We start from the raw sequence: 21,853 nt of genomic DNA, 5'->3' as shown, positions 1-21,853 counted from the left end.
CGCCCTCACCGCGCCACCTCCCGCGCCAGCGTCACGCCCAGCACCTCGTGGCTCGCGGTATCTCGCTCCACCACCAGCCAGCTGGCGCAGCCCGCGCCGTGATACCACAGCTCCCGGCTCGGCCCGCAGGCGTTCACCCGGTTGTGCAGGTAATCGTCCCACGCCTCCGCGCCCGCCTCGGGAGCAGGCCGCGCCAAAAGCTCGGCCCCGCCCACCGGCGTAAACTCGCGGCTGTCTCTCGCGCCGCACAGCGGGCAGGCCACTCTCATCGCGTCATCCCTCGCACTCCGGCTCAATCGCCCCGTCGAGCCGGAACAGCGTCACCGCGTATCCCCCGCCCTCGGTCCTGTCGGCCAGCACCGCGCCGCCGTCGCAGGCCACGGGGTTGCCATGCAGCCCCAGCCCGACGCTGCGGATCAGCAGACGCGTATCGCTCTCTTCCACGATCTGGATGAACCCCTGATCGCAGCCGTCAAAACAGGTCTCTGCCGCAGGGTCTGCACCCTCAACCGCAGGTCCGCCCACCTCACACACCATATCGGAGAAGTACCGCTCACCGACCTCGCCCGGCGCGATCCCCTCCGCCTCGGGCGAAAGCTCGGCCCAAAGCTGCACGCCCCGGCCGCCTCCGTCGAGGAGGCGAAAGCTCAGCACCATCCCCTGCACGCCCTGCAACGGATTGGCCGCCATGTGATCTTCGGAATAGAATCTCTGGTAGCAATCCGGCCCCGCCGCCGCAGGCCCGGCCACCAGCACCGCACAAAGCGCCGCCCGGATCACTGGCACACCCCCGGCGGTGCGCTCTCCAGCCGGAATGTCGTCAGCACGGTGCGGTTCGGGTCGCCCTTTGACACATCTGCTACCAGCGTGGAGCCGCAGCCCGTCCCGTCACTCACCGCCACGCCCTCCGTGCGAATGGTCAGCGCCCCCGGCTCCAGCGAGACCACCTGAAAGAACCCGCCGTCGCACTCGCCCTGGCAGGTCATCCGCCCCGCCTCCAGCCAGTTAGGCCAGCCCGAACCGCCCTCGTGGATGTTGCACAGCAACACGTTGGAATAGCTCTTTCCCGCCGTCCCATCCGTCCGCGTATAATTGTTCTCCGCCATGGTCGCTCGAATGTCGGCCACCCCGGCCATGTCTTCCCACGGCTTGAAGGCAATGCGCAGCTTGGCAACCGTCTGCTCCGGATATTTCGCCAGATGCTCGGCGGAATAATCCCGCGCCCAGCACTCCCCGCCAAACTCCTGCGCCCCGGCCACACCAGCCGCCAGCATCGCACTAATGAAGGTTATGCTGCGCACCCGTGCCCTCCTCGTCCATCAGGCCCACCCCGGTGCGGAACCGGTCCAACCGGAAGCCCGCCGCATCCGCATGAGGCCGGTCCTGCGCAATCAGATGGGCCAGCGCAAAGCCCGAGCCCGGCACCGCCTTGAACCCGCCGTAACACCAACCGCAATCGAGGTAGAGGCCATCAATCGGGCTTTTGTCGATGATCGGCGAGCCATCCGGTGTCATGTCCATGATCCCGCCCCATGACCGCAGCACCTTCGCCTTGCCGATCATCGGCATCAGCGTCATCCCCGCCTCCATCACGTGCTCGACCATCGGCAGGTTCCCCCGCTGGGCGTAGCTGGGGTAGAAATCCAGATCGCCGCCAAACACCAAGCCGCCCTTGTCGGACTGGCTGATATAGAAGTGTCCCATGCCGAAGCTGATCACATGGTCGATCACCGGCTTCAGCCCCTCGGTGACAAAGGCCTGCAGCACGTGGCTCTCGATCGGCAGCCGCAACCCTGCCAGCGCTGCCACTTGCCCGCTCCGCCCGGCGGTCACAATCGCCACCTTCTTCGCCCGGATCGCACCCCGCGTGGTCTGCACGCCGGTCACCCGGCCGCCTTCCACGTCGATCCCCGTGACCTCGCAGTTCTGCACAAGGTCCACGCCCCGGCTGTCAGCCCCCCGCGCATAGCCCCATGCCACCGCATCATGCCGCGCCGAGCCGCCGCGCGGGTGGTAGAGCCCGCCGAAAATCGGAAACCGCCCCTGCTCGAAATCGAGATAGGGCAGCATCTCACGCACCCCCTCCCGGTCCAGCAGCACCGCATCATCGCCCTGATTGATCATCGCATTGCCGCGCCGGGCAAAGGCATCGCGCTGCCCGTCACTGTGGAACAGGTTGATCAGCCCCCGCTGGCTGTGCATCACGTTGTAATTCAGATCCGCGCTCAGCCCCTCCCAGAGCTTCAGCGACATGGAGTAAAACTCCGAATTCCCCGGCAAGAAGTAGTTGGCCCGCACAATCGTGGTGTTCCGCCCCACGTTGCCGAGGCCCAGCCGCCCCTTCTCCAGCACGGCCACATTGGTCAGCCCGTGCTCCTTGGCGAGGTAATAGGCCGTGCTCAGCCCATGCCCGCCGCCGCCGATGATCACCACGTCATACTCGGGGCGCGGATCGGGCGTGCGCCACGCACGCCGCCAGCCGCGATTGCCGGTCAGCCCCTCTTTCAGGATTTTCAAAGCATTGTAGCGCAAGCCGCCACCTCCGTTGCCGCCACAAAACCAGCAGCCCCGCGCGAAAACAAGGCCAGAAGCGACACCCCTTGTCGCTCCCGCACCCCGGTCATTTTCTTGCGGCAAATACTCACCAAAATCTCTTCGGGCGCCCGGCCCAAACCGCAGGCTCCGGGTCGCGGCAGCGCGCCGCCCGCGCCAGATTGCCCTCACTGCAACAAGGAGCCACCCATATGACCTTCCGCATCACCGGCCTCAGCCCGGACCCCTTCCGCCCGCTCTACGGCCTGTCCGACGCCCAGCTCGCCCAGCGCGGCGCCCAGCGGATGGTGGCCAACAGCCACCCCGGCTTTCCCGACCGCATCACCATGGAGGATGTCCCCGAGGGCGAAACCGTGATCCTGCTCAACCACTGCTGCATGCCCAAACCCTCGCCCTACCGGACCACCCACGCCATCTTCATCCGCGAGGGGGCCGAACAGACCTATGACGCCACCGGCGAGGTACCGCAGGTGATGCACCGTCGCCACCTCTCGCTGCGCGGCTTCGACCAATCGGGCATGATCCTCGAGGCCGAACTGGCCACGGGCGACGGCATCGCAGAGGCCATCGCCCGCATCTTCACCAACCCCGAGGTAACCGAGATCCACGCCCACAACGCCGCACGCGGCTGCTACTCGGGCCGGATCACCCGGGCCTGAGCCGGCCCGCAGCGCCCGAAGGCGGCTGAGCCGTCGCGGAAGGGCGGGTGGGGCGACGGGTCAGCCGCCCTGCCCTGCCCGCTCCCTCAAAGCCCTTTCGCGCGGTAGCTCGCGGCCACCTTCTGGATCGCGCAGATATAGGCCGCGGTGCGCAGGTCATGCACATCGCTCCGGCCATGCCAGACCTCGCGCATCGACTGGTAGGCAATCCGCATGGTGTCATCGAGACCCGAGCGCACCAGCTCCAGCTCGTCCGCCCCGCGCAGGTACTTCTCCTTGAAGTCCGGCGTCATCGACCACGCATCGCCAAGGTAACGGTCCAGCCGCTCCAGCTCGGCCACGATCAGCTCGTGCCGGGCTTCCTCCTGCCGCCGTTGCATCCGGCCAAAGCGAATATGGCTGAGGTTCTTCACCCACTCGAAGTAACTCACCGTCACGCCGCCCGCGTTGGCATACATGTCGGGGATCATCACCACCCCCTTCTCGCGCAGCACCTCGTCGGCGCCCGCGGTGATGGGGCCGTTGGCGGCCTCGATGATCAGCGGCGCCTTGATCCGCTCCGCGTTCTCGAGGTTGATCACCCCTTCCATCGCGGCGGGGATGAGAATGTCGCAGTCCTCCTCCAGCACCTTCGCCCCCTTCGAGGTGTGCCGCGCATCGGGGTACCCGCTGACGCCGCCGTGCTTCACGATCCACGCCCGCACCGCCTCCACATCAAGGCCGGTTTCCGAGAACAGCGCCCCATCATGCTCGATGATCCCGGTGATCTTGCAGCCGTCCTCCTTCTGCAGGAACAGCGCCGCGTGGTAGCCCACGTTTCCGAGACCCTGCACGATCACCCGCTTGCCGTCGAGCTTGCCCTCCATCCCGGCGGATTTCACGTCATCGCCGTGCCGGAAGAACTCGCGCAACGCATATTGCACGCCGCGCCCGGTCGCCTCGACCCGGCCCTGGATTCCGCCCGCGTTGATCGGCTTGCCCGTCACGCAGGCGGTGCCGTTGATATCGGTGGTGTTCATCCGCTTGTACTGGTCGGCGATCCACGCCATCTCGCGCTCGCCGGTGCCCATGTCGGGCGCAGGCACGTTCTGGGCCGGGTTGATCAGGTCGCGCTTGATCAACTCATAGGCAAACCGCCGGGTGATCCGCTCCATCTCCTCGTCGTCGTAGTCGCGCGGGTTGATGCACAGCCCCCCCTTGGAGCCGCCGAAGGGGGCCTCGACCAGCGCGCATTTGTAGGTCATCAGCGCCGCCAGCGCCTCCACCTCGTCCTGATTGACCGAGAGCGCAAAGCGGATGCCCCCCTTCACCGGCTCCATGTGCTCCGAATGCACCGAGCGATACCCTGTGAAGGTCTCGATCTTGCCGCGCAGCCGCACCCCGAAGCGCACCGTATAGGTCGCGTTGCACACCCGGATCTTCTCTTCCAGCCCCGGCGGCAGATCCATCAGCGCGACCGCGCGGTTGAACATCATGTCAACGGACTGACGGAATGTGGGTTCGTTCTTCGGTGCCATGGCACGACCTCCCTGTTCTGTGACCCGCCGCGCCTTTTGCGCCCCGGAATCGGTTTCGATGCTAACGGAGGCTTGCCCCGAGACACATGAAAACTTCATGTCGCCTTCCGACCCCGCCTGCGACATCCGGCAGGAAAGTCGAACCAATTGTATCGAAACCCCAAATTTCCCTGCACGTCCCGTGCGAAAACACCTCAACGCATCGGCGGCAACAAGGCGCCAGCGATCCCCCCGGCCCAGCTCTTCGACCGGCGGCCCACCGAGGTTTCCGTAGCCTTCTCCGCCACATCAGTGCCGCGCCCCTCGCCGTCCGACAGGCACCGGATCGGCGGCATCTACCCTCTCAGGAAGCTAACCCAACGTCCCTGAAGCGGCCTTTCAGCCAAGTTCGATTCGCACTTGAGCCACATTTGAAATCAACAATCCCGCGCCCTCGCGGGACTGTTTCCGCCGCAGTATCCAATTACCGGACAATTATGTCAGGCTCGCCTTCTTTGTGGCCCGATTTCGGGCGATTTTGGCCCTTCCGCCTTTTTCCCTAACAAAACGTGACTGAATTGAGGCAATACAGTCTCAATTACCCGGGTGGGGGCCCGAGTTGCGGCGGTGCAAGCCATGAAGACCAAACAGAACACATCTCATTTTGCCCGGTTCACCCGTGAAGAAGACGGCGGCCTGATCATTTTCTCGCTCTTCCTCTTCGTCTGCATGATGCTCGCCGTCGGCCTCGCGATTGACGTGATGCGCACCGAGATGGCCCGCACCCGGCTGCAGAACACCGTCGACAACGCCGTGCTGGCCGCCGCCGCGATGGAGCAGGATCTCGACCCCGCCTTCGTGGTGAACGACTATTTCGAGCGCGCGGGCCTCTCCTCCAACCTCGAGGGTGTCACCGTGAACGCGGGCGTCAATTACAAGACGGTCACCGCCCACACCAACACCAAGCTGCCGATGTATTTCCTCGGCATGGTGGGCATCGACAAGATGGAGGCCAAGTCCGAGGGCACCGCCACCGCCGGCTACACCGACGTTGAAATCAGCCTCGTGCTCGATATCACCGGCTCGATGGGTCGCAACAACAAGCTGCCCAACCTCAAGGTCGCCGCCAGCGACTTCGTCGATACCGTGCTCGACCCGACCCAGCCCGGCTCGGTCTCGCTCAGCCTCGTGCCCTACTCCGCGCAGGTGAACATCGGCCCGGAGATGATCGGCCAGCTCAACGTGCCGCTCTCGCACAGCCATTCGCACTGCGTGGATTTCGAGGCCGCCGACTTCACAAGCGCCGCCGTCTCGCTGACCGCGCCCTACGCGCACATGCAGCATTTCCAGTACTACTCCTCCGCCACCACCCCGATCGACAATCCGGGCTGCGTGCAGGAAGTGTTCGAGCGGGTCACCCCGTTCAGCCAGAACCGCACCGCGCTGAAGGCCCAGATCAACCAGTTCGAGGCCCGCGCCAACACAGCCATCCACCTCGGAATGAAGTGGGGCGTCGCTCTGCTCGACCCCTCGATGCAGCCGGTCATCTCCAACCTCGCCGCCTCGGGCCACACCGATCCCACCTTCGCCGGTCGCCCCTACGCCTACAGCCGCGAGAACACCCAGAAGATCGTGGTGCTGATGACCGATGGCGAGAACGTCAACACCACCCGGCTGAAGCCGCAATATTATGACAGCGCCTCCGAGATCGAGCGCTGGCACCAGTATTCCGTTTCTGCCTACGCCTACAGCGTCGGCCAGAACTGGCAGAACTACGTGACCACCAAATACACCTCCAGCCAAGCCGACACGATGCTGGGCAACATCTGCGATGCTGCCAAATCCGCCGGGATCACCGTGTTCACCATCGGCTTCGAGGTCACGACCCACTCGGGCAACGTGATGCGCAACTGCGCCTCCACCCCGGCGCATTACTTCGATGTCGAAGGCACCGAGATTTCCGACGCCTTCGACTCCATCGCGCGCCAGATCAGCACCCTGCGCCTGACCAACTGATCCCGCCACACCCCGGTTATGCAGCCCGCCCCCGCGCCCGCTCTCTCCATGGAGCCGGTGGCGGGGGCGCGACTCATTGGGCCACGCGCGCAGGCTCCGGCACCCCCGTTTCGGCCCCTCAATTCAGGCGGATTGGTGGCAAATCCACCCCGCCGGAGCAGCCGCAACGCCACTTCCATGCGCCGGTCACGGATTTGCTCATATTCCGTTCAAATCCAGCGCACCCCCAATATTTTGGGGCGCCACACCAAAGGCGTCAATTTTCCACGAATTAGGGCAGAAGTCGGGCGAGATTATCCCGATCCTGGGCCGGGGCCCATTTTCTTGTGGTGTGACATGCACTTCAATACCCGCGCATCGCGCAAACCCGCCCGCCTCGTTCTCTTTGCCAGAGACGACAGCGGCGGCCTCATTATCTTCTCTCTCTTCCTGCTTGCCTGCATGATGCTCTCGGTCGGTCTGGCCATCGACGTGATGCGCACCGAGATGGTCCGCACCCGCCTGCAAAACACCGCCGACAGCGCCGTGCTCGCCGCCGCCGCGATGGAGCAAACCCTCGACCCGCAAACCGTGGTCGAGGATTACTTCGCCCGCGCCGGTCTCTCCCGCAGCCTCGAGAGCGTGTCCATCACCGCCACCGCCAACTCGCGCACGGTGACCGCCAACACCAACACCCGGCTCAACACCCTTCTGCTCGGCCTCGTCGGGATCAAGCAGATGGAGGCCCGCTCGACCGGCACCGCCACTGCGGGCTTCACCGATGTCGAGGTCGCGCTGGTGCTCGATATCTCCAACTCGATGTCCGAGAACGACAAGATGGCGAACCTGCAAAATGCGGCCCGCGAGTTCGTCGATACCGTGCTCGACCCCGACCAACCCGGCACAATGGCGCTCTCCATCGTGCCCTATACCGCGCAGGTCGCCGCCGGCCCCGCGATCCTGAACCAGCTCAAGGTCACCGCCACCAACAGCTGGGCCGAATGCGTCGATTTCACCAGCGCCGACTACAGCAGCACCGCGCTCTCGCCCACCACGCCGCTGACCCAGGCCCAGCACTTCCAGCACCAGCCCGCCACCTCCTACCCGATCGACAACCCCGGCTGCCCGCAGCAGAGCTACGAGCGCATCATGGCCTACTCGGGCGATGCCGCCGCGCTGAAAACCCGGATCAACCAACTCCGCCCGCGCCACAACACCTCCATCCAGATCGGGATGAAATGGGGCGTCGCCCTGCTCGATCCGGCCTTCCGCCCCGTGGTCAACAAACTCGTCACCACCGGCGAGGCCAGCCCGCAGTTCGCCGACCGCCCCTTCGAATATGACCGCCCCGGCACCATGAAGGTGATCGTGCTGATGACCGATGGCGAAAACGTCGATACCTGGCGGATCAAGCCCACCTATTACGACACCTCATCCGAGCGCACCCGTTGGCACAACCAGGCCGTCTATGACTACGCGGTGTCGAAAAAGCAGAACTGGTCGACCTACGTCACCACCGATTACACCGCCTCGCAGGCCGACCAGATGCTCTCCCGCATCTGCACGGCAGCCAAGAACCGGGGCATCCTGATCTTCTCGGTGGGCTTCGAAGTCACGCCCTATTCGGCCTCGGTCATGCGCAGCTGTGCTACCTCGCCCTCGCATTACTTCAACGTCGAAGGCACCCAGATCTCCGAGGCCTTCGCCGCCATCGCCCGGCAAATCTCCATGCTGCGCCTGCTGTATTGAGCCCCGAAACCCGCCATGCCCCTGCCCCGAACCCTCCGCAAATCCCCCTTCGGCCCCAACGGGATACATTCAATAATGGTTAAATTTCCTGATTTGCGGCGGGCTTTCGCCCCAATTTCGACACCCTCCTCCTCGCATATGCTCATGCGCGGCCTGTGTCCGATGAACGGTACGATACCCGGAACGGATCAGGCGATGCTTGAAACGCAGAGGACCAACCGGCATGGCCCAGATCGACAACCAGATCACCGCGGGGGCGGAGAAAGCAGAAGCGACAAAGGGGGCAAAGCGCCGCCTGAAACGCTTCGCCGAAGGCAGCGAAGGCGGTCTCATCGTCTTCTCGCTCTTCCTGCTCGCCTGCATGATGCTGGCGGTTGGCATCGCGGTTGATGTCATGCGCTTCGAGATGACCCGCACCAAGCTGCAGAACACGCTCGACCGCGCCGTTCTCGCCGCCGCCGACATGGATCAGACCCTCGAGCCCGAGGCCGTGGTCGCCGACTACTTCCAGAAGGCGGGCCTCGGCAACTTCAACGTCGATATCACCGTCGACGAAGGGCTGAACTACCGCAACGTCTCCGCCTCCACCGAAGCCGAGATCAAGACCCTGCTGCTCGGCCTCGTCGGCATCAAGAGCTTCACCGCCCCCGCCTCCGGCACCGCCGAAGAGCGGGTCTCGAACGTCGAGATCAGCCTCGTGCTCGATATCTCCGGCTCGATGGGCTCCAACAACAAGATCCAGAACCTGCGCACCGCCGCCAAGGAGTTCGTGGATTCCGTGGTGGTGGATGACGCCGAGGGCCAGATCTCGCTGAGCCTCGTGCCCTACACCGCCCAGGTCAACGCCGGGCCGAACATCTTCAACCAGCTGCGCAAGTCGTCCAGCGGCCGGCACGACTACTCGCACTGCATCGACTTCGACTCGTCGGACTTCAACTCGACCACGATCTCGATGACCAAGTATTACCAGCAGATGCAGCACTTCGAGTGGTCGTCCGAAAACTACCGCCCGATCCGCAACCCCGGCTGCCCGATGCGGGACTACGAGCGCATCGTTGCCCTGAGCAAGAACACCTCCGTGCTGAAAAACACGATCGACGATTACCGCGCCCGCGCCAACACCGCGATCCACCTTGGCATGAAGTGGGGCACCGCCCTGCTCGACCCCTCGATGCGCACCATCGTCAACAACATGCGCGCCTCCGGAGTGGTCGATGACGCCTTCATCGATCGTCCCGCCGACTACGACGACGACGAGACCCTCAAGGTCGTTGTGCTCATGACCGACGGTGAAAACGTGGATACCTACCGGATCCAGAGCTGGGCCTACAACTCCAGCTCCGAATACGCCCACTGGAACAACTATCCGCTGTGGTACTACCTCTACCGCTACGTGAACTCGCGCAACCGCTCGCAGTATTACTACCGCAAGTACTCCGCCGGTCAGGCCGACAATATGCTCGATAACATCTGCGACGCCGCCAAGGGCGCCGGGATCACCGTGTTCACCATCGGCTTCGAGGTCACCAACCATTCCGCTGGCGTCATGCAGGATTGCGCATCCTCGCCGTCGCACTTCTTCCGGGTGGAAGGCACCGAGATTTCCGAGGCCTTCTCCGCAATCGCCCGGCAGATCAACCAGCTGCGTCTGATCAACTGATGGGGGGCCCCGCGATGCAGACCGACAGATTTCCGAGGGGACGGCTCTGGCATCTGGCCGTCCGCCTCAACCGCTTCCGCAAGAAGGAGGATGGGAACTCCACGATCGAATTCGTGATCCTCTTCCCCATCTTCATCGTCGTGTTCATGTCCTGCTTCGAGATGGGCATGCTGATGACCCGTCAGGTCATGCTGGAGCGCGCGGTGGACCTGTCGGTGCGCGACCTGCGCCTCGGTCACTGGACCCCGCCCACCCACGACGAGCTGAAGCGCACCATCTGCAACCGCGCGGGCATCATCCCCGATTGCATGAACTCCATGCTGATCGAGCTTCAGCCGGTCTCCAAGTCGAGCTGGACCCCGCTGCCCAAGCAGGCCACCTGCAACGACAAGTCGGCGCCGGTGCAGCCGGTCACGGCTTTCAACGGCGGCTCCGAGAACGAGATGATGATCGTGCGCGCCTGCGCGGTCATGAAGCCCTGGTTCACCGCCACCGCCTACGGGCTGCGGCTGCCGCTGATCGACGGTGAGAACTACGCCATCGTGTCGTCCTCGGCCTTCGTCAACGAACCGGGCGCAGGGAGCTGATACCATGACCATGATCCGCATCCTCCACGCCCGCCTGAAGGCCTTCGCCGAAGACGCCCGCGGCTCGCTCTCGGTCGAGGCCGCGCTGATCCTGCCGCTGCTTTGCTGGTTCTACGTCTCGGCCTTCGTCTGGTTCGATGCCTACCGCACCCAGAACGCCAACCTGAAGGCCTCCTACACCCTCGCAGACATGCTCTCGCGTGAGACCGATCCGGTGACCGAGACCTATCTCAAGGGTCTGAACAAGGTCTACGACTACCTGACCACCACGCGCCACCCCACCTACCTGCGGGTGACCGTGGTGAAATGCACCAACAACTGCGACGAAGAGAGCCGGACCCTCCAGATCGACTGGTCCTATGCCACCGAGGGGCGTCCCAAGCACACCAACGGCACCATCGCCGGGATGAAAGACAAGATCCCGCTGATGCCGCAGGGCGATACCGTGATCCTGCTGGAGACCTTTATGGCCTACGAGCCGCTCTTCAACGCAGGCATCCCGGCCAAGAGCTTCGAGAACTACATCGTCACCCGGCCGCGTTTCGCGCCCCAGCTTCTCTACGCAGGCGCCGGAAGCTGACCGCCCAAGCCCAGGCTTGGCGCTAATGCCGGAACAAACGGCCGGTTAACTCCGGCCGTTTTGCATTTTTGTCGTATGCATGGAATGTGCATGGGTTGTGCATCAGATGTGCATCACCCGTTTCGTGGTTAACGCCCGTCCGGCGTGCCCTCGTCCGGGGATTTCTGCAAAGCCATTTCGGCCATCTCGGCCTCGATGATCTGCCCCATCGCCTTGCCCGCCGCAGGGTGGACGACCCCGCCGATGGCGACCGTCTTGCCGCGCACCCACCACAGGCCCGGACCCCATCCAAACTTCTGTTTTTGCTTCATTTTCAAAACGAACCCGCCCGCGGGTTTCAGAGCAAATGCGCCGCGCTCGACCCGGTCGATCTCGTCCAGCCGGGCCAAAACCCGCCCGCCTTCAACCACCAGCGCCCCGTCCTTCAGCACCAGCTCGCCTTCGGTCGCCTGCCAGAGCCACACGCCCATGGCAATCACCGCCCCCGCAAACACCACCAAAACCGCCCGGATCCACAGCTCTCCGTCATCCGAAAAACCCATTTTCATCAAGACGTAAGCCAGCAATCCAAACATCGCTGCGGCGAAGATCCGGCGCAGCAAAGAGGCACCGATGCGGAAGTCGTTGAACTCTGTCATGCCCTCTCATAGCAGGCCCGTGGGGCGGCGCAATACTGTGCGCAGATGCACTTACATCAGGCATCCGGCGCATATCTGCGCTCATTGCGAGAGAGCCCCGGCAGCCCTATCTTCAGTGGCGAAAGGAGACGCATCATGTCCATCCGTCCCGTCACCGAAATTCGCCCCGCCCAGCCCACGCTCGAAGGCGCCGGCGTCAAGCTGCACCGCGCCTTTGGGTTCCATAACCCCAAGGAACTGGACCCTTTTCTGCTCTTCGACGACTTCCGCAACGAGCGGCCCGAAGACTTCATCAAGGGCTTTCCGTGGCACCCGCATCGCGGCATCGAGACCATCACCTACGTACTCGCGGGCACCGTCGAGCACGGCGACAGCCTCGGCAATCGCGGCGTCCTCGGCCCGGGGTCGATCCAGCTCATGACCGCCGGCTCCGGCATCATGCATCAGGAGATGCCCTCGGGGAACGCGAAGGGCCAGATGCACGGCTTCCAGCTCTGGGGCAACCTGCCCGCCTCGCTGAAAATGACCGCCCCGCGATACCAGGATATCGAGGGCACCGAACTGCCTGAAATCATTGATGATGACGGCACCCGCGTGAAGGTCGTGATCGGCGATTACCGGGGCTACAAGAGCCCGGTCGACGGCATCGCCGCCGATCCGCAGTACCTCGACATCTTCGTGCCCGCCGGGGTGAAAAAAACCTTCCAGGTCGACACCTACCGCCGCGCCTTCGCCTACGTGTTCGAGGGCAATGGCCGCTTTGCCGATGCCTCCGCACCGGGTGGCGTGCTGCTCGAAAAAGAGGTCATGGGCGAAGAGGTAAACATCCGCGACCTCTCCGGCGACCGCACCCTCGTGCGCTTCGGCACCGGCGATGAAGTCACTGTTCAGGCGGGCGAAAAAGGCATTCGCTTCCTGCTGATCTCCGGCGCGCCAATCGAGGAGCCGGTGGCATGGCACGGCCCGATCGTGATGAACACGCCCGCCGAGCTGCAACAGGCGATGGCCGACCTGCGCAACGGCACTTTCGTCAAACCGGCGCACTGACCTGGGGCGGGACACGTCCCGCCTTACCTCTCTCTTAACGTCGAATTAACCGGCGGGCTTGATACTGGCGCAACCAAGCAAAAGGATCACGCCCCCTTCACAGCCCGCCGCACCATGTTCCAGTAAATCCGCTCCACGCGTTCCTGGCTGAGCCGCCCACCTTCGCGGTACCAGGTGTTCACGCCGTTCAGCATGGCGATCACCGCCATCGACGCCAGCCGCGTGTCTGGGATCTGGAACACGCCCTTCTCCTGCCCGTCCACCAGCACGGCCTCGACTGCATCCTCATACCTGCGCCGCAGCCCCGAAATCACCTTGTGGTTCTCCGGCTCCAGGTTGCGCAGTTCCATGTAGTTGATGAACACGCCGTCCTTGTGGCTCAGGTTGTAGCCAATGTGGTAGCGCACGATCCATTCCAGCCGCTCACCCGGGCTGCCCTCTGGCATCACCGACATGCCACCAAGCACCTCGGTCATGTGGTCGCGCATCAAATCGAACAAAAGCGCTTGTTTATCAGTGGTATAGGTATAAAGCGCCCCAGCCTGCACCCCCACCTCGCGCGCGATCTGGCGCATCGAAACGGCGGCATAGCCGTATTGCGCAAACAGCCGCAGCGCCGCTTCGCGCACCTTCGGCCCGGTGATTTCTGCGTGGGAGCCCGTTTTCCTTGCCATGCCGGGCAGCATCTAATGAACGCGCGTTCAATTCAAGCGCCGATGTTAGCGCCCACAGCCCGCTTTCCTCCCGCCGCGCCGCCCGGTAGTCTGCCGCCATGGACCGCGCCTTCGCCCTCTGCATTTGCCTCGCGCTCTCGGGCTGCACCCAGTTTCCACAGCTGGATGCGGTGGTAAGCGAGTCGGCCAAGAACGCGCCCTACCCCACCCTCGCCCCGGTCGATGGGTTGCTGGCGCGCGCCAATGCCTCCACCACCGACCCGGTCGCCGTGCGCGGCGGTCTGGCCGCCCGGGTCGCCGCCCTGCGCGCCCGCGCCGCCCGCCTACGCGGCCCGATCATCGAGCCGCCGGTCCGCGCCCGGATGAACGCCGCGCTGCGTCGCCATTCCAGTTGAGCCTTCCCGCGCAACCCGCTATGCCCGCCCCAGTTTTACGACCCACGGAGGCCCGACATGTCTGACCCGCTTCGCCTTGGTATCGCTGGCCTCGGCACCGTCGGCGCCGGTGTCGTCAAGATCGTCCGCCGCCACGCCGATCTGCTCACCGCCCGTACCGGCCGACCCATCGCCATCTCGGCGGTTTCCGCCCGCTCCCGCGACAAGGACCGCGGCGTGCCGCTCAAGGATTATGCGTGGGAAGACAACGCGGTAGAACTTGCCACACGCGATGATGTCGATGTTTTTGTCGAGCTGATGGGGGGCGAAGACGGCCCCGCAAAAGCCGCGACCGAGGCCGCCATTGCCGCCGGAAAGCAGGTCGTCACAGCCAACAAGGCCATGCTCGCGATCCACGGTCAGGCGTTGGCCGAGGCCGCCGAGGCCGCCGGCACCCAACTGCGCTACGAGGCCGCCGTCGCCGGAGGCATCCCGGTCATCAAGTCGCTCACCGAGGGACTGGCCGGCAACGAGATCACCCGCGTCATGGGTGTGATGAACGGCACCTGCAATTACATCCTCACCCGGATGGAGGCCACCGGCCAGGGCTACAACGCGCTCTTCGACGAATGCGCCAAGCTGGGCTACCTCGAGGCCGATCCCGAGCTGGATGTCGGCGGCATCGACGCCGCCCACAAGCTGGCGATCCTCTCGTCCATCGCCTTCGGCACGCAGGTCAATTTCGACGGCATCGAGATCGAGGGCATCCAGCGCATCACCCTCTCCGATATCCGCCACGCCGCAGATATGGGCTTCCGTATCAAGCTGCTCGGCGTCGCTCAGATGACGGGCCGGGGCCTCGAACAGCGGATGACCCCCTGCCTCGTGCCCTACGACTCGCCGCTCGGCCAGCTTGAGGGCGGCACCAACATGGTGGTGATCGAGGGCGACGCGGTCGAGCAGATCGTGCTGCGCGGCCCCGGCGCAGGCGAAGGCCCCACCGCCTCGGCCGTGATGGCCGATATCTGCGACATCGCCCGCGGCACGCGCCTACCCGTCTTCGGCAAACCCTCGGAAACGCTTACAAAAGCGCCCGCCGCCCGCTCTGCCTCTGCCGCGCCCTACTACCTGCGGATGGACCTGCACGACAAACCCGGTGCGATGGCCAAGGTCGCCGCCGCGCTCGGTGAAGCGGGCGTAAGCATCGACCGGATGCGCCAGTACGGCCATGACAACGAGGCCGCACCGGTGCTCTTTGTCACCCACAAGACAACCCACGCCTCGCTCTCCGCCGCCCTCGCGGCGATCGGCCAGACCGGCGTGGTGGTGGGCGAGCCGGTGGCGCTGCGGATCGAGCAGGTCTGAACGGCTTTGTCACTTGAGTGAGGGCGGCCTCCGGGCCATCCTCACGCCATGCTGCGCCCCGCCCTCCTCCTCGCGCTCGCCCTCTCCCTCGCGGGCCTGCCGCTCCGGGCCGAGAGCCTCTCTGACCGTGCCTTTCAAGCCGCCCAGCTCGCCATGCTCTCCTCTGCCGGCAGTGCCATCCGGCAGGCCGAATTGCGCCGTTCCGCTGGCACCGGCCCGCTGGCCGACCTGCTGAAGGCCCGACAGCGCGTGGCCGACCGCCGCGCCCGGGCCGAGGCCGAGCTGGGGGCGCTCGGGCGCGACGGCACCGCCGACACCTCTGCCGCCACCCGCCTTTCGGGAGAGATCGACGCGCTCAGCACCGAGATCACCCAGCTAGAGACGCGCATCGCCGCCGAGTTCCCCCGCTTCGCCGAGATGACCCGCCCGCGCCCGATGACGCTGGCCGAGGTTCAGACCGCGCTGGCCCCGGAGGAGGGGCTGCTGTTCATCTATACCGGCGCCCGAGAGACCCATATCTGGGCGATCACGCCGGAGCATAGCGCATGGCAACGGATCGAGCTGGGCGAGGCAGACATTGCCGCCGATGTCGCGGCGCTCCGGCTATCCCTGAAAGCAGCCAGCAATGCCCGTGGCGCAGAAGCCCTGAAAACACTGGGGCAAAAACCGAAGATCACCCCGTTCGACCGCACCCGCGCCTTCCTCGTTTACGCCGATCTGCTCTCTGGTGTCATGCCCACGCTGGCCGGGACTGACCAGCTGTACACCGTCGCGCAAGGCCCGCTTACCGGCATTCCGCTCGGGCTTCTGGTCACCGATGCCCCCGGCGATGTGGCGCAGGACGGCGACCCCGATGCCCTGCGCCGCACCTCCTGGCTGTTCCAGCGGTTCGCCCTCGCCAGCCTGCCCACGGTGGAGAGCCTGCGCGCCATCGCGGCCCCCAGCCCGGCGCAGGCCACCGCCCCAACCGGGCGGTTTCTGGGCATCGGTGCGCCCCGTCTGACGGGCGGCGCCGCTGGCCTGCGGGGGGTCAAGATGGCAGGCGCCACAGCCGACCCCGAGAGCATCCGCGCCCTCGCCCCGCTGCCCGGCACCCTGCGCGAGCTCCGCGCCATCGCAACCACTCTCGGCGCCGGGCCGGAAGCCCTGCTCACCGGGGATGCCGCCGTTGAGCCCGCCCTGCGCGGCGCCGGGCTGGAGCAAGCCGAAATCGTCGTCTTCGCCACGCACGGACTACTCTCCGGCGAGCTTGAGGGCTTGGCAGAACCCGCCCTTGTGCTCACCCCGCCACAGGTCGCCACCGCCACTGATGACGGGCTGCTCACCGCCTCCGAGATCGCCGACATGACCCTCGCCGCCGAGTGGGTGATCCTCTCGGCCTGCAACACCGCAGGAGGTGACGGGCGCCCAGATGCAGAAGGCCTCTCCGGCCTTGCCCGCGCCTTTCTCGTGGCCGGTGCGAAGACGCTCATGGTGAGCCACTGGCCGGTGCGCGACGATGCCGCCGCACGGCTAACGACCGATGCCTTCGCCGCTCTGGAGCAACCGGATATCCGCCACAAATCCAAAGCCTTGCAGGCCTCCATGCAAGCGATGCTCGAAGATGGGAGCGACCCGACCCTCGCCCACCCGGCGGCCTGGGCGCCCTTCATCCTCGTGGGAGACGGCCGATGAAGCGCCTTCTCTTCGCCCTCCTCGTCGCGCTCACTCCACACCTCGCTCCCGCGCAGGAAACCGGCCCAGATGGTCCGGCCTTCGATGCCATGCTGCAGCGGCTCGAATTGGCGTGGCAAAGTAATGATGACGATCAGACCTACGCTACCCTCAACGCAGGTATCCGGGAGGCCCGCGCGAATGGCGAACTCACCCCAGGCTGGGCGATCTTCTATGCCATGCTGACCGACGCCGCGCGCATCCAAAAGAACAACCCCGCCTACGCCCTTCAACTGGCCGAGGATGGCCTCGCTCTGGTGAATGCGGCCGACGGGACGATGGACGAGGTCGGCTGGGCGCTCATGGTCTCCAAGGCCTACGCGCTGGCCGATCTGGGCCGCTATGCCGAGGCGGTGGAGGTCGGGCGCATCGCCCTGCCCCTCTTCCGCGCCGCCTATGGCGACGAAGATGCCGACGACTTCGCCGGGTACATCGCGCGATGGGAGCGCGGCGAGTTGGGAGACTTCAACCGCTCCGCCCTTGATATAGCGCAGGAGCGCATCACCCAAGCCGAAACAGCTTTTGGCGCGGGCGAATATGGCCGGGCGATCGAAATCGCGCAATCGGCCCGCATCCCCACCGTGCCCGGCGCAGGGCAGGACGCCCTGCGCGCCGCCGGCCTGAACTTTCGGGCCGAGCATATCGTCGGACAGGCGCAGAATAGCCTGAACCGCCCCGCAGATGCCTGCGCCAGTCTGCTCGCCGCGCTGCGCCACATCGCCGAGCCGTGGGATGGCCGCAGCCGGATCACGTGGCGGGTTTCGCTGGAACTGGAGCAAGACAGGCAGTTGCTCTACCGCCATATGAGCCGCCTAGGCGGATGCTCGATTTCTCTCGGAGACTACGAGCGCGCCGAGGCTGCCCTGATCGAGGCAGAGGCCCTCGCAGAACGGCCCGATTGGAAGGCCGATGCAATGGTCACGCGCGCCTCGCTCCTCGCCAACACCGGCGCATGGGCGGAGGCCCATGACGTGCTGCAGGATGCGGTGACCGTTGCTCAAGGCTCCGGCAATGCCACAATCATCGACAGCACCAGTTTTTATGCCGCCCTCGTTGCGGTCAAGACAGCCTCGTTGCGCGAGGGGCCTGCCCCCACCGCGCAGTTGATTGCGGCCTCCGAGGTGATCTTGCGTCAGTCGGAGCCGCCGCTGGGCCACGCCTTCGTGCTGCGAGAAACGGCTCAGACCCTCCTAAGCATCGGCGAGACCGAAAAGGCGCTGGAGTTTTCAGAGCGTTCCGTCGGCATCCAGCGCGATTGGGTGCTGAACTCGACCGACAGCCAATTTGGCATCGACCAGGCCCGCGCGAGCATGGCCAGCGCCGTCGAAACCTTCCTTTCGGCCGCCCATCTCGCCGCCAGTGCCGGGCAAACCGGCTGCCCCGAGGCCGAGTATCATCACTGCGTCGTCTCCGAGTGATCCGCTTGCGCTAACAGCCCGCGCGAGGGTTGCGCCGCCACGGGCGGAAGGCTACCCAATCGGCAACGCATGCTAGCCACGAGGGGCACCCGATGACCAAGAAGCCAGAATTTCACGACCGGATGCTCTCGCTGGGCCTCGCCCGCGTATCGGAGGCCGCCGCGCTGGCCTCGGCCAAGCTGATCGGTCGGGGCGACGAAAAGGCCGCCGACCAGGCCGCCGTGAACGCCATGCGCAACCAGCTGAACGCGCTGGACATTCGCGGCACCGTGGTGATCGGCGAAGGCGAGCGCGACGAGGCCCCGATGCTCTACATCGGCGAAGAGGTTGGCACCGGCACCGGGCCGGAAGTGGATATCGCGCTCGATCCGCTCGAGGGCACCACACTGACCGCCAAGGACATGCCCAACGCGCTCACAGTCATCGCCATGGCTCCACGCGGCTCGATGCTCCATGCCCCTGATGTCTATATGGAAAAGCTGGCCGTTGGCCCCGGCTACCCCGAGGGGATCGTGAGCCTCGACCAGTCCCCCGCCGAGCGCGTGCGCCTTCTGGCCGCCGCCAAGCAGGCCACCACGGCAGATATCACCGTCTGCATCCTCGAGCGCCCGCGCCACGAGGACCTAATCGCCGAGGTGCGCTCCACCGGCGCCGCGATCCGCCTGATCACCGATGGCGATGTGGCTGGCGTGATGCATTGCGCGGAGCCGGAAAAGACCGGGATCGACATGTACATGGGCCTCGGCGGCGCACCCGAGGGCGTGCTGGCCGCCGCCGCGCTCAAGTGCATGGGGGGGCAGATGTGGGGCAAGCTCACCTTCCGCAATGACGATGAGAAGGCCCGCGCCAAGAAGGCCGGAATCGAGGATCTCGACCGGATCTACGCGCGCGACGAGATGGTGCAGCACGATGTGATCTTCGCCGCCACCGGCGTGACCGACGGCAGCCTCGTGCCCGGCATCAAGCGCGAGGTCGGATACCTGACCGCCGAGACTTTGCTGATGCGTTCCAAGACCGGTTCGGTCCGCCGCATGCAGTATCGCAACCCGACCTCGGCGATGTAACGGGCGCGATGCGATGAGCCGCACAAGATGACGGCCTTTCTGGGCGTCGAAGAGTCCCTCACGGGCCGGCGGTGGGTCGGCCCGCCGCCCGAGGAAGACAGGCTCGCCGAGGCGATGGTGCAGGCCACCGGTCTCCCCGGCCCTCTGGCCCGCCTGCTGGTGCAGCGCGGCGTGCCCCCTGAAGAGGCCGAACCCTTCCTTGCCCCCGCTCTGCGCGATCTGCTGCCTGACCCGCGCAAGCTGCGCGATATGGAGGTTGCCGCCGCACGGCTCAACCGCGCCGTAGAACAGGCCGAAGCCATTGCGATCTTTGCCGATTATGATGTGGACGGCGGCACCTCCGCAGCGCTGCTGATCCGTTGGCTGCGCGCGCTAGGGCGGGAGGCGACGCTTTATGTGCCCGACAGGATCGGCGAGGGTTACGGGCCAAACGCGCCCGCCATCTCCGAACTGGGCCAGAGCCACAGCCTGATCATCTGCGTCGACTGCGGCACCCTCTCGCATGAGGCGCTGGCCGCCTCCGGCAGCGCCGAGGTGGTTGTGCTCGATCACCATTTGGGCGGTGAAACGCTCCCGCCTGCGGTCGCCGTGGTCAACCCCAACCGGCAGGATGAAAGCGGCGAGCTCGGCCACCTCTGCGCCGCTGCCGTGGTGTTCCTGTGCCTTGTCGAGGCCAACCGCCAGCGGCGCGAAGCCGGGGCCAGCCCCCTGCCCGACCTCATGGGCCTGCTCGACCTCGTGGCGCTGGCCACCGTGGCCGATGTGGCCCCACTCATCGGCGTGAACCGGGCGCTGGTGCGGCAGGGGCTGAAGATCATGGCCCACCGCGCCCACCCCGGCCTCTCCGCCCTAGCCGACGTTGCGGGCGTGGACCGTGCACCAACGCCCTACCACCTCGGCTACCTCCTCGGCCCCCGGATCAACGCGGGCGGGCGCGTGGGCCGCGCCGACCTTGGCGCAAGGCTCCTTGCCACCGACGACCCGGCCGAGGCCCGCGAACTGGCCGAACGGCTCGACACGCTCAACAAAGAACGCCGCGAGATCGAGGCCGCCGTGCAACAGGCCGCGCTTGAACAGGCCGAGGCACGCGGGCTGGAGGAGCCGCTTGTCTGGGCCGCGGGCGAAGGCTGGCATCCCGGTGTCGTCGGCATCGTCGCCTCAAGGCTGAAAGAGGCCACCGGCCGCCCGGCCGTGGTGATCGGTATGGAGGGCGACGAGGGCAAAGGCTCTGGCCGCTCGATCACCGGCGTCGATCTGGGCGGCTGTGTGCATCGTCTGGAAGATGAGGGGCTGATTACCCGTGGCGGCGGCCACAAGATGGCGGCGGGGCTCTCGCTCACCGCCGATCAGCTGGAGCCCGCGATGGCCCGCCTCTCCGAGTTGCTGGGCCGACAGGGCGCTGGAGCGAGCGGCCCGCGTGACTTGCGGCTCGATGGGCTGATCCTGCCCACGGCCGCCACGGTGGAACTGATCGAGGCGCTCGAACAGGCCGGCCCCTTTGGCGCCTCTGCCCCCGCCCCCCGTTTTGCCCTGCCCGAGGCCGCACTGGCCGATGCCCGCGTGGTGGGCGAGAACCACCTGAAACTGGCGATCCGCACCGCGATGGGCCAGCGACTAGAGGCCATCGGCTTTCGCATGGCCGATACACCGCTTGGCCAGGCCATGCTCGAAGCGCGCGGCGGCGCGTGGCACCTTGCCGGACGGCTGGAAGTGAACCATTGGCAGGGCCGCGCCCGCCCGCAACTGCGGCTGGAAGACGCCGCGCGGGCGTGACCGCGCTGGTGGTTCTCTCAGGGCTGCCCGGCACCGGAAAAACCACCATATCCCGCGCGCTTGCCAGCCTTTCAGGCGCGATCCACCTTCGGATCGACACGATAGAGACCGCCATCTGCGCCTCCACCCTCGCGCCCGAAAACGCCGCCGACGCGGGCTACCTTGTCGCCCGGACCCAAGCCGCCGAACTGCTGGCTGCAGGGCATTCGGCCATCGTGGATTGCGTGAACCAGTGGCAGATGACGCGAGACTGGTTTTGCTCCATCCCGCGAGCGGACGCCCGACTGGTGACCTGTGAAATCACCTGTTCCGATCCGGAGCAGCACCGCGCGCGGGTCGAATCCCGCCGCGCCGATCTGCCGGGGCTCAAACTTCCCGACTGGCAGGCCGTTCTGGCGCGCGATTATCACCCTTGGGACGTCGCCGACCTGCACATTGACACTGCGAGCGTGATGCCCGAGCGCGCTGCAGCCCTGATTTTCAAGGCGATGACGGGCACGTAAAAAAT

At 65.7% G+C, this 21,853-nt stretch carries 21 protein-coding genes; 14 read left to right on the top strand and 7 right to left on the bottom strand.

Annotated features, from left to right (window positions below):
• Nucleotides 1–5: 5 nt before the first annotated feature.
• Genes ACUXVX_RS09915 through ACUXVX_RS09900 form a run of 4 tightly spaced genes read right to left on the bottom strand, consistent with a single transcriptional unit; the run spans nt 6 to nt 2,532 of the window.
• Nucleotides 6–269: a sarcosine oxidase subunit delta gene (locus ACUXVX_RS09915; RefSeq protein WP_446311405.1), complete on the bottom strand. Its 264-nt coding sequence runs from the start codon at nt 267–269 to the stop codon at nt 6–8.
• A gap of 4 nt (nt 270–273) precedes the next feature.
• Nucleotides 274–780: a hypothetical protein gene (locus ACUXVX_RS09910; RefSeq protein ID WP_446311404.1), complete on the bottom strand. Its 507-nt coding sequence runs from the start codon at nt 778–780 to the stop codon at nt 274–276.
• A complete protein-coding gene (locus tag ACUXVX_RS09905; RefSeq protein WP_446311403.1) occupies nt 777–1,301 on the bottom strand; it encodes a hypothetical protein in 525 nt (174 codons plus the stop codon). The genes ACUXVX_RS09910 and ACUXVX_RS09905 overlap by 4 nt, the downstream gene beginning before the upstream one ends.
• Complete coding sequence (locus tag ACUXVX_RS09900) at nt 1,279–2,532, bottom strand: sarcosine oxidase subunit beta family protein (protein ID WP_446311402.1); 1,254 nt, start codon at nt 2,530–2,532, stop codon at nt 1,279–1,281. The genes ACUXVX_RS09905 and ACUXVX_RS09900 overlap by 23 nt, the downstream gene beginning before the upstream one ends.
• Before the next feature lie 212 nt (nt 2,533–2,744).
• Here ACUXVX_RS09900 and ACUXVX_RS09895 point away from each other — a divergent pair, with 212 nt between their 5' ends.
• Nucleotides 2,745–3,212: a DUF1203 domain-containing protein gene (locus ACUXVX_RS09895; protein ID WP_446311401.1), complete on the top strand. Its 468-nt coding sequence runs from the start codon at nt 2,745–2,747 to the stop codon at nt 3,210–3,212.
• 86 nt (nt 3,213–3,298) lie between these two features.
• On the opposite strand, the gene ACUXVX_RS09890 is transcribed toward ACUXVX_RS09895, so the two are convergent.
• Nucleotides 3,299–4,729, bottom strand: a complete 1,431-nt coding sequence (locus ACUXVX_RS09890; protein ID WP_222469710.1) for a Glu/Leu/Phe/Val family dehydrogenase — start codon at nt 4,727–4,729, stop codon at nt 3,299–3,301.
• Between the two features lie 615 nt (nt 4,730–5,344).
• Here ACUXVX_RS09890 and ACUXVX_RS09885 point away from each other — a divergent pair.
• The 5 genes from ACUXVX_RS09885 to ACUXVX_RS09865 all read left to right on the top strand — a co-directional run bounded on the left by ACUXVX_RS09885 (nt 5,345) and on the right by ACUXVX_RS09865 (nt 11,279).
• Nucleotides 5,345–6,724 carry a pilus assembly protein TadG-related protein gene (locus ACUXVX_RS09885; protein WP_446311400.1) on the top strand — a complete coding sequence of 460 codons (1,380 nt, stop codon included), beginning with the start codon at nt 5,345–5,347 and terminating at the stop codon, nt 6,722–6,724.
• A gap of 336 nt (nt 6,725–7,060) precedes the next feature.
• Nucleotides 7,061–8,452 carry a pilus assembly protein TadG-related protein gene (locus tag ACUXVX_RS09880; RefSeq protein ID WP_446311399.1) on the top strand — a complete coding sequence of 464 codons (1,392 nt, stop codon included), beginning with the start codon at nt 7,061–7,063 and terminating at the stop codon, nt 8,450–8,452.
• Between the two features lie 223 nt (nt 8,453–8,675).
• Nucleotides 8,676–10,112, top strand: coding sequence for a pilus assembly protein TadG-related protein (locus ACUXVX_RS09875; protein WP_446311398.1), 1,437 nt, complete (start codon nt 8,676–8,678; stop codon nt 10,110–10,112).
• A 14-nt stretch (nt 10,113–10,126) separates the two neighbouring features.
• Nucleotides 10,127–10,699: a TadE/TadG family type IV pilus assembly protein gene (locus ACUXVX_RS09870; protein ID WP_222469714.1), complete on the top strand. Its 573-nt coding sequence runs from the start codon at nt 10,127–10,129 to the stop codon at nt 10,697–10,699.
• A gap of 4 nt (nt 10,700–10,703) precedes the next feature.
• Entirely contained in the window at nt 10,704–11,279 is a 576-nt protein-coding gene (locus tag ACUXVX_RS09865; RefSeq protein ID WP_222469715.1) for a TadE/TadG family type IV pilus assembly protein, read from the top strand.
• A gap of 128 nt (nt 11,280–11,407) precedes the next feature.
• On the opposite strand, the gene ACUXVX_RS09860 is transcribed toward ACUXVX_RS09865, so the two are convergent.
• On the bottom strand, nt 11,408–11,917 hold the full coding sequence (locus tag ACUXVX_RS09860; RefSeq protein ID WP_222469716.1) for a hypothetical protein: 510 nt from the start codon (nt 11,915–11,917) through the stop codon (nt 11,408–11,410).
• A 135-nt stretch (nt 11,918–12,052) separates the two neighbouring features.
• Between ACUXVX_RS09860 and ACUXVX_RS09855 the strand changes: the two genes are divergently transcribed.
• Nucleotides 12,053–12,964, top strand: a complete 912-nt coding sequence (locus ACUXVX_RS09855; RefSeq protein ID WP_446311397.1) for a pirin family protein — start codon at nt 12,053–12,055, stop codon at nt 12,962–12,964.
• An 86-nt stretch (nt 12,965–13,050) separates the two neighbouring features.
• Here the strand turns inward: ACUXVX_RS09855 and ACUXVX_RS09850 are convergent, their stop codons facing one another.
• Nucleotides 13,051–13,638, bottom strand: coding sequence for a TetR/AcrR family transcriptional regulator (locus ACUXVX_RS09850; RefSeq protein WP_222469718.1), 588 nt, complete (start codon nt 13,636–13,638; stop codon nt 13,051–13,053).
• A gap of 98 nt (nt 13,639–13,736) precedes the next feature.
• Between ACUXVX_RS09850 and ACUXVX_RS09845 the strand changes: the two genes are divergently transcribed.
• The 7 genes from ACUXVX_RS09845 to ACUXVX_RS09815 all read left to right on the top strand — a co-directional run bounded on the left by ACUXVX_RS09845 (nt 13,737) and on the right by ACUXVX_RS09815 (nt 21,848).
• The gene (locus ACUXVX_RS09845) at nt 13,737–14,033 is read left to right on the top strand and encodes a hypothetical protein (protein WP_446311396.1); all 297 of its coding nucleotides are present in this window, start codon (nt 13,737–13,739) and stop codon (nt 14,031–14,033) included.
• Between the two features lie 57 nt (nt 14,034–14,090).
• On the top strand, nt 14,091–15,377 hold the full coding sequence (locus ACUXVX_RS09840) for a homoserine dehydrogenase (protein ID WP_446311395.1): 1,287 nt from the start codon (nt 14,091–14,093) through the stop codon (nt 15,375–15,377).
• A 48-nt stretch (nt 15,378–15,425) separates the two neighbouring features.
• Nucleotides 15,426–17,051 carry a CHAT domain-containing protein gene (locus ACUXVX_RS09835; RefSeq protein ID WP_446311394.1) on the top strand — a complete coding sequence of 542 codons (1,626 nt, stop codon included), beginning with the start codon at nt 15,426–15,428 and terminating at the stop codon, nt 17,049–17,051.
• On the top strand, nt 17,048–18,508 hold the full coding sequence (locus ACUXVX_RS09830; protein WP_446311393.1) for a hypothetical protein: 1,461 nt from the start codon (nt 17,048–17,050) through the stop codon (nt 18,506–18,508). The genes ACUXVX_RS09835 and ACUXVX_RS09830 overlap by 4 nt, the downstream gene beginning before the upstream one ends.
• Nucleotides 18,509–18,600: 92 nt before the next feature.
• A complete protein-coding gene (gene glpX / locus ACUXVX_RS09825; RefSeq protein WP_222492263.1) occupies nt 18,601–19,572 on the top strand; it encodes a class II fructose-bisphosphatase in 972 nt (323 codons plus the stop codon).
• Nucleotides 19,573–19,599: 27 nt separating this feature from the next.
• Entirely contained in the window at nt 19,600–21,345 is a 1,746-nt protein-coding gene (recJ, locus tag ACUXVX_RS09820) for a single-stranded-DNA-specific exonuclease RecJ (RefSeq protein ID WP_446311392.1), read from the top strand.
• Complete coding sequence (locus ACUXVX_RS09815; RefSeq protein WP_446311391.1) at nt 21,342–21,848, top strand: AAA family ATPase; 507 nt, start codon at nt 21,342–21,344, stop codon at nt 21,846–21,848. Before recJ ends, ACUXVX_RS09815 begins: the two co-directional genes overlap by 4 nt.
• Nucleotides 21,849–21,853: the final 5 nt, after the last annotated feature.

It is taken from the genome of Vannielia sp. SX4, from assembly GCF_052828525.1.
This window is presented reverse-complemented; position numbering and strand designations above follow the sequence as displayed.

Excerpts from the sequence above, each read along its gene's own strand:
- ACUXVX_RS09915 (WP_446311405.1), bottom strand. The coding sequence starts at position 269 with ATGAGAGTGGCCTGCCCGCTGTGCGGCGCGAGAGACAGCCGCGAGTTT.
- ACUXVX_RS09895 (WP_446311401.1), top strand. The coding sequence starts at position 2,745 with ATGACCTTCCGCATCACCGGCCTCAGCCCGGACCCCTTCCGCCCGCTC.
- ACUXVX_RS09890 (WP_222469710.1), bottom strand. The coding sequence starts at position 4,729 with ATGGCACCGAAGAACGAACCCACATTCCGTCAGTCCGTTGACATGATG.
- ACUXVX_RS09885 (WP_446311400.1), top strand. The coding sequence starts at position 5,345 with ATGAAGACCAAACAGAACACATCTCATTTTGCCCGGTTCACCCGTGAA.
- ACUXVX_RS09880 (WP_446311399.1), top strand. The coding sequence starts at position 7,061 with ATGCACTTCAATACCCGCGCATCGCGCAAACCCGCCCGCCTCGTTCTC.
- ACUXVX_RS09875 (WP_446311398.1), top strand. The coding sequence starts at position 8,676 with ATGGCCCAGATCGACAACCAGATCACCGCGGGGGCGGAGAAAGCAGAA.
- ACUXVX_RS09870 (WP_222469714.1), top strand. The coding sequence starts at position 10,127 with ATGCAGACCGACAGATTTCCGAGGGGACGGCTCTGGCATCTGGCCGTC.
- ACUXVX_RS09865 (WP_222469715.1), top strand. The coding sequence starts at position 10,704 with ATGACCATGATCCGCATCCTCCACGCCCGCCTGAAGGCCTTCGCCGAA.
- ACUXVX_RS09860 (WP_222469716.1), bottom strand. The coding sequence starts at position 11,917 with ATGACAGAGTTCAACGACTTCCGCATCGGTGCCTCTTTGCTGCGCCGG.
- ACUXVX_RS09855 (WP_446311397.1), top strand. The coding sequence starts at position 12,053 with ATGTCCATCCGTCCCGTCACCGAAATTCGCCCCGCCCAGCCCACGCTC.
- ACUXVX_RS09850 (WP_222469718.1), bottom strand. The coding sequence starts at position 13,638 with ATGGCAAGGAAAACGGGCTCCCACGCAGAAATCACCGGGCCGAAGGTG.
- ACUXVX_RS09845 (WP_446311396.1), top strand. The coding sequence starts at position 13,737 with ATGGACCGCGCCTTCGCCCTCTGCATTTGCCTCGCGCTCTCGGGCTGC.
- ACUXVX_RS09840 (WP_446311395.1), top strand. The coding sequence starts at position 14,091 with ATGTCTGACCCGCTTCGCCTTGGTATCGCTGGCCTCGGCACCGTCGGC.
- ACUXVX_RS09835 (WP_446311394.1), top strand. The coding sequence starts at position 15,426 with ATGCTGCGCCCCGCCCTCCTCCTCGCGCTCGCCCTCTCCCTCGCGGGC.
- ACUXVX_RS09830 (WP_446311393.1), top strand. The coding sequence starts at position 17,048 with ATGAAGCGCCTTCTCTTCGCCCTCCTCGTCGCGCTCACTCCACACCTC.
- glpX (WP_222492263.1), top strand. The coding sequence starts at position 18,601 with ATGACCAAGAAGCCAGAATTTCACGACCGGATGCTCTCGCTGGGCCTC.
- recJ (WP_446311392.1), top strand. The coding sequence starts at position 19,600 with ATGACGGCCTTTCTGGGCGTCGAAGAGTCCCTCACGGGCCGGCGGTGG.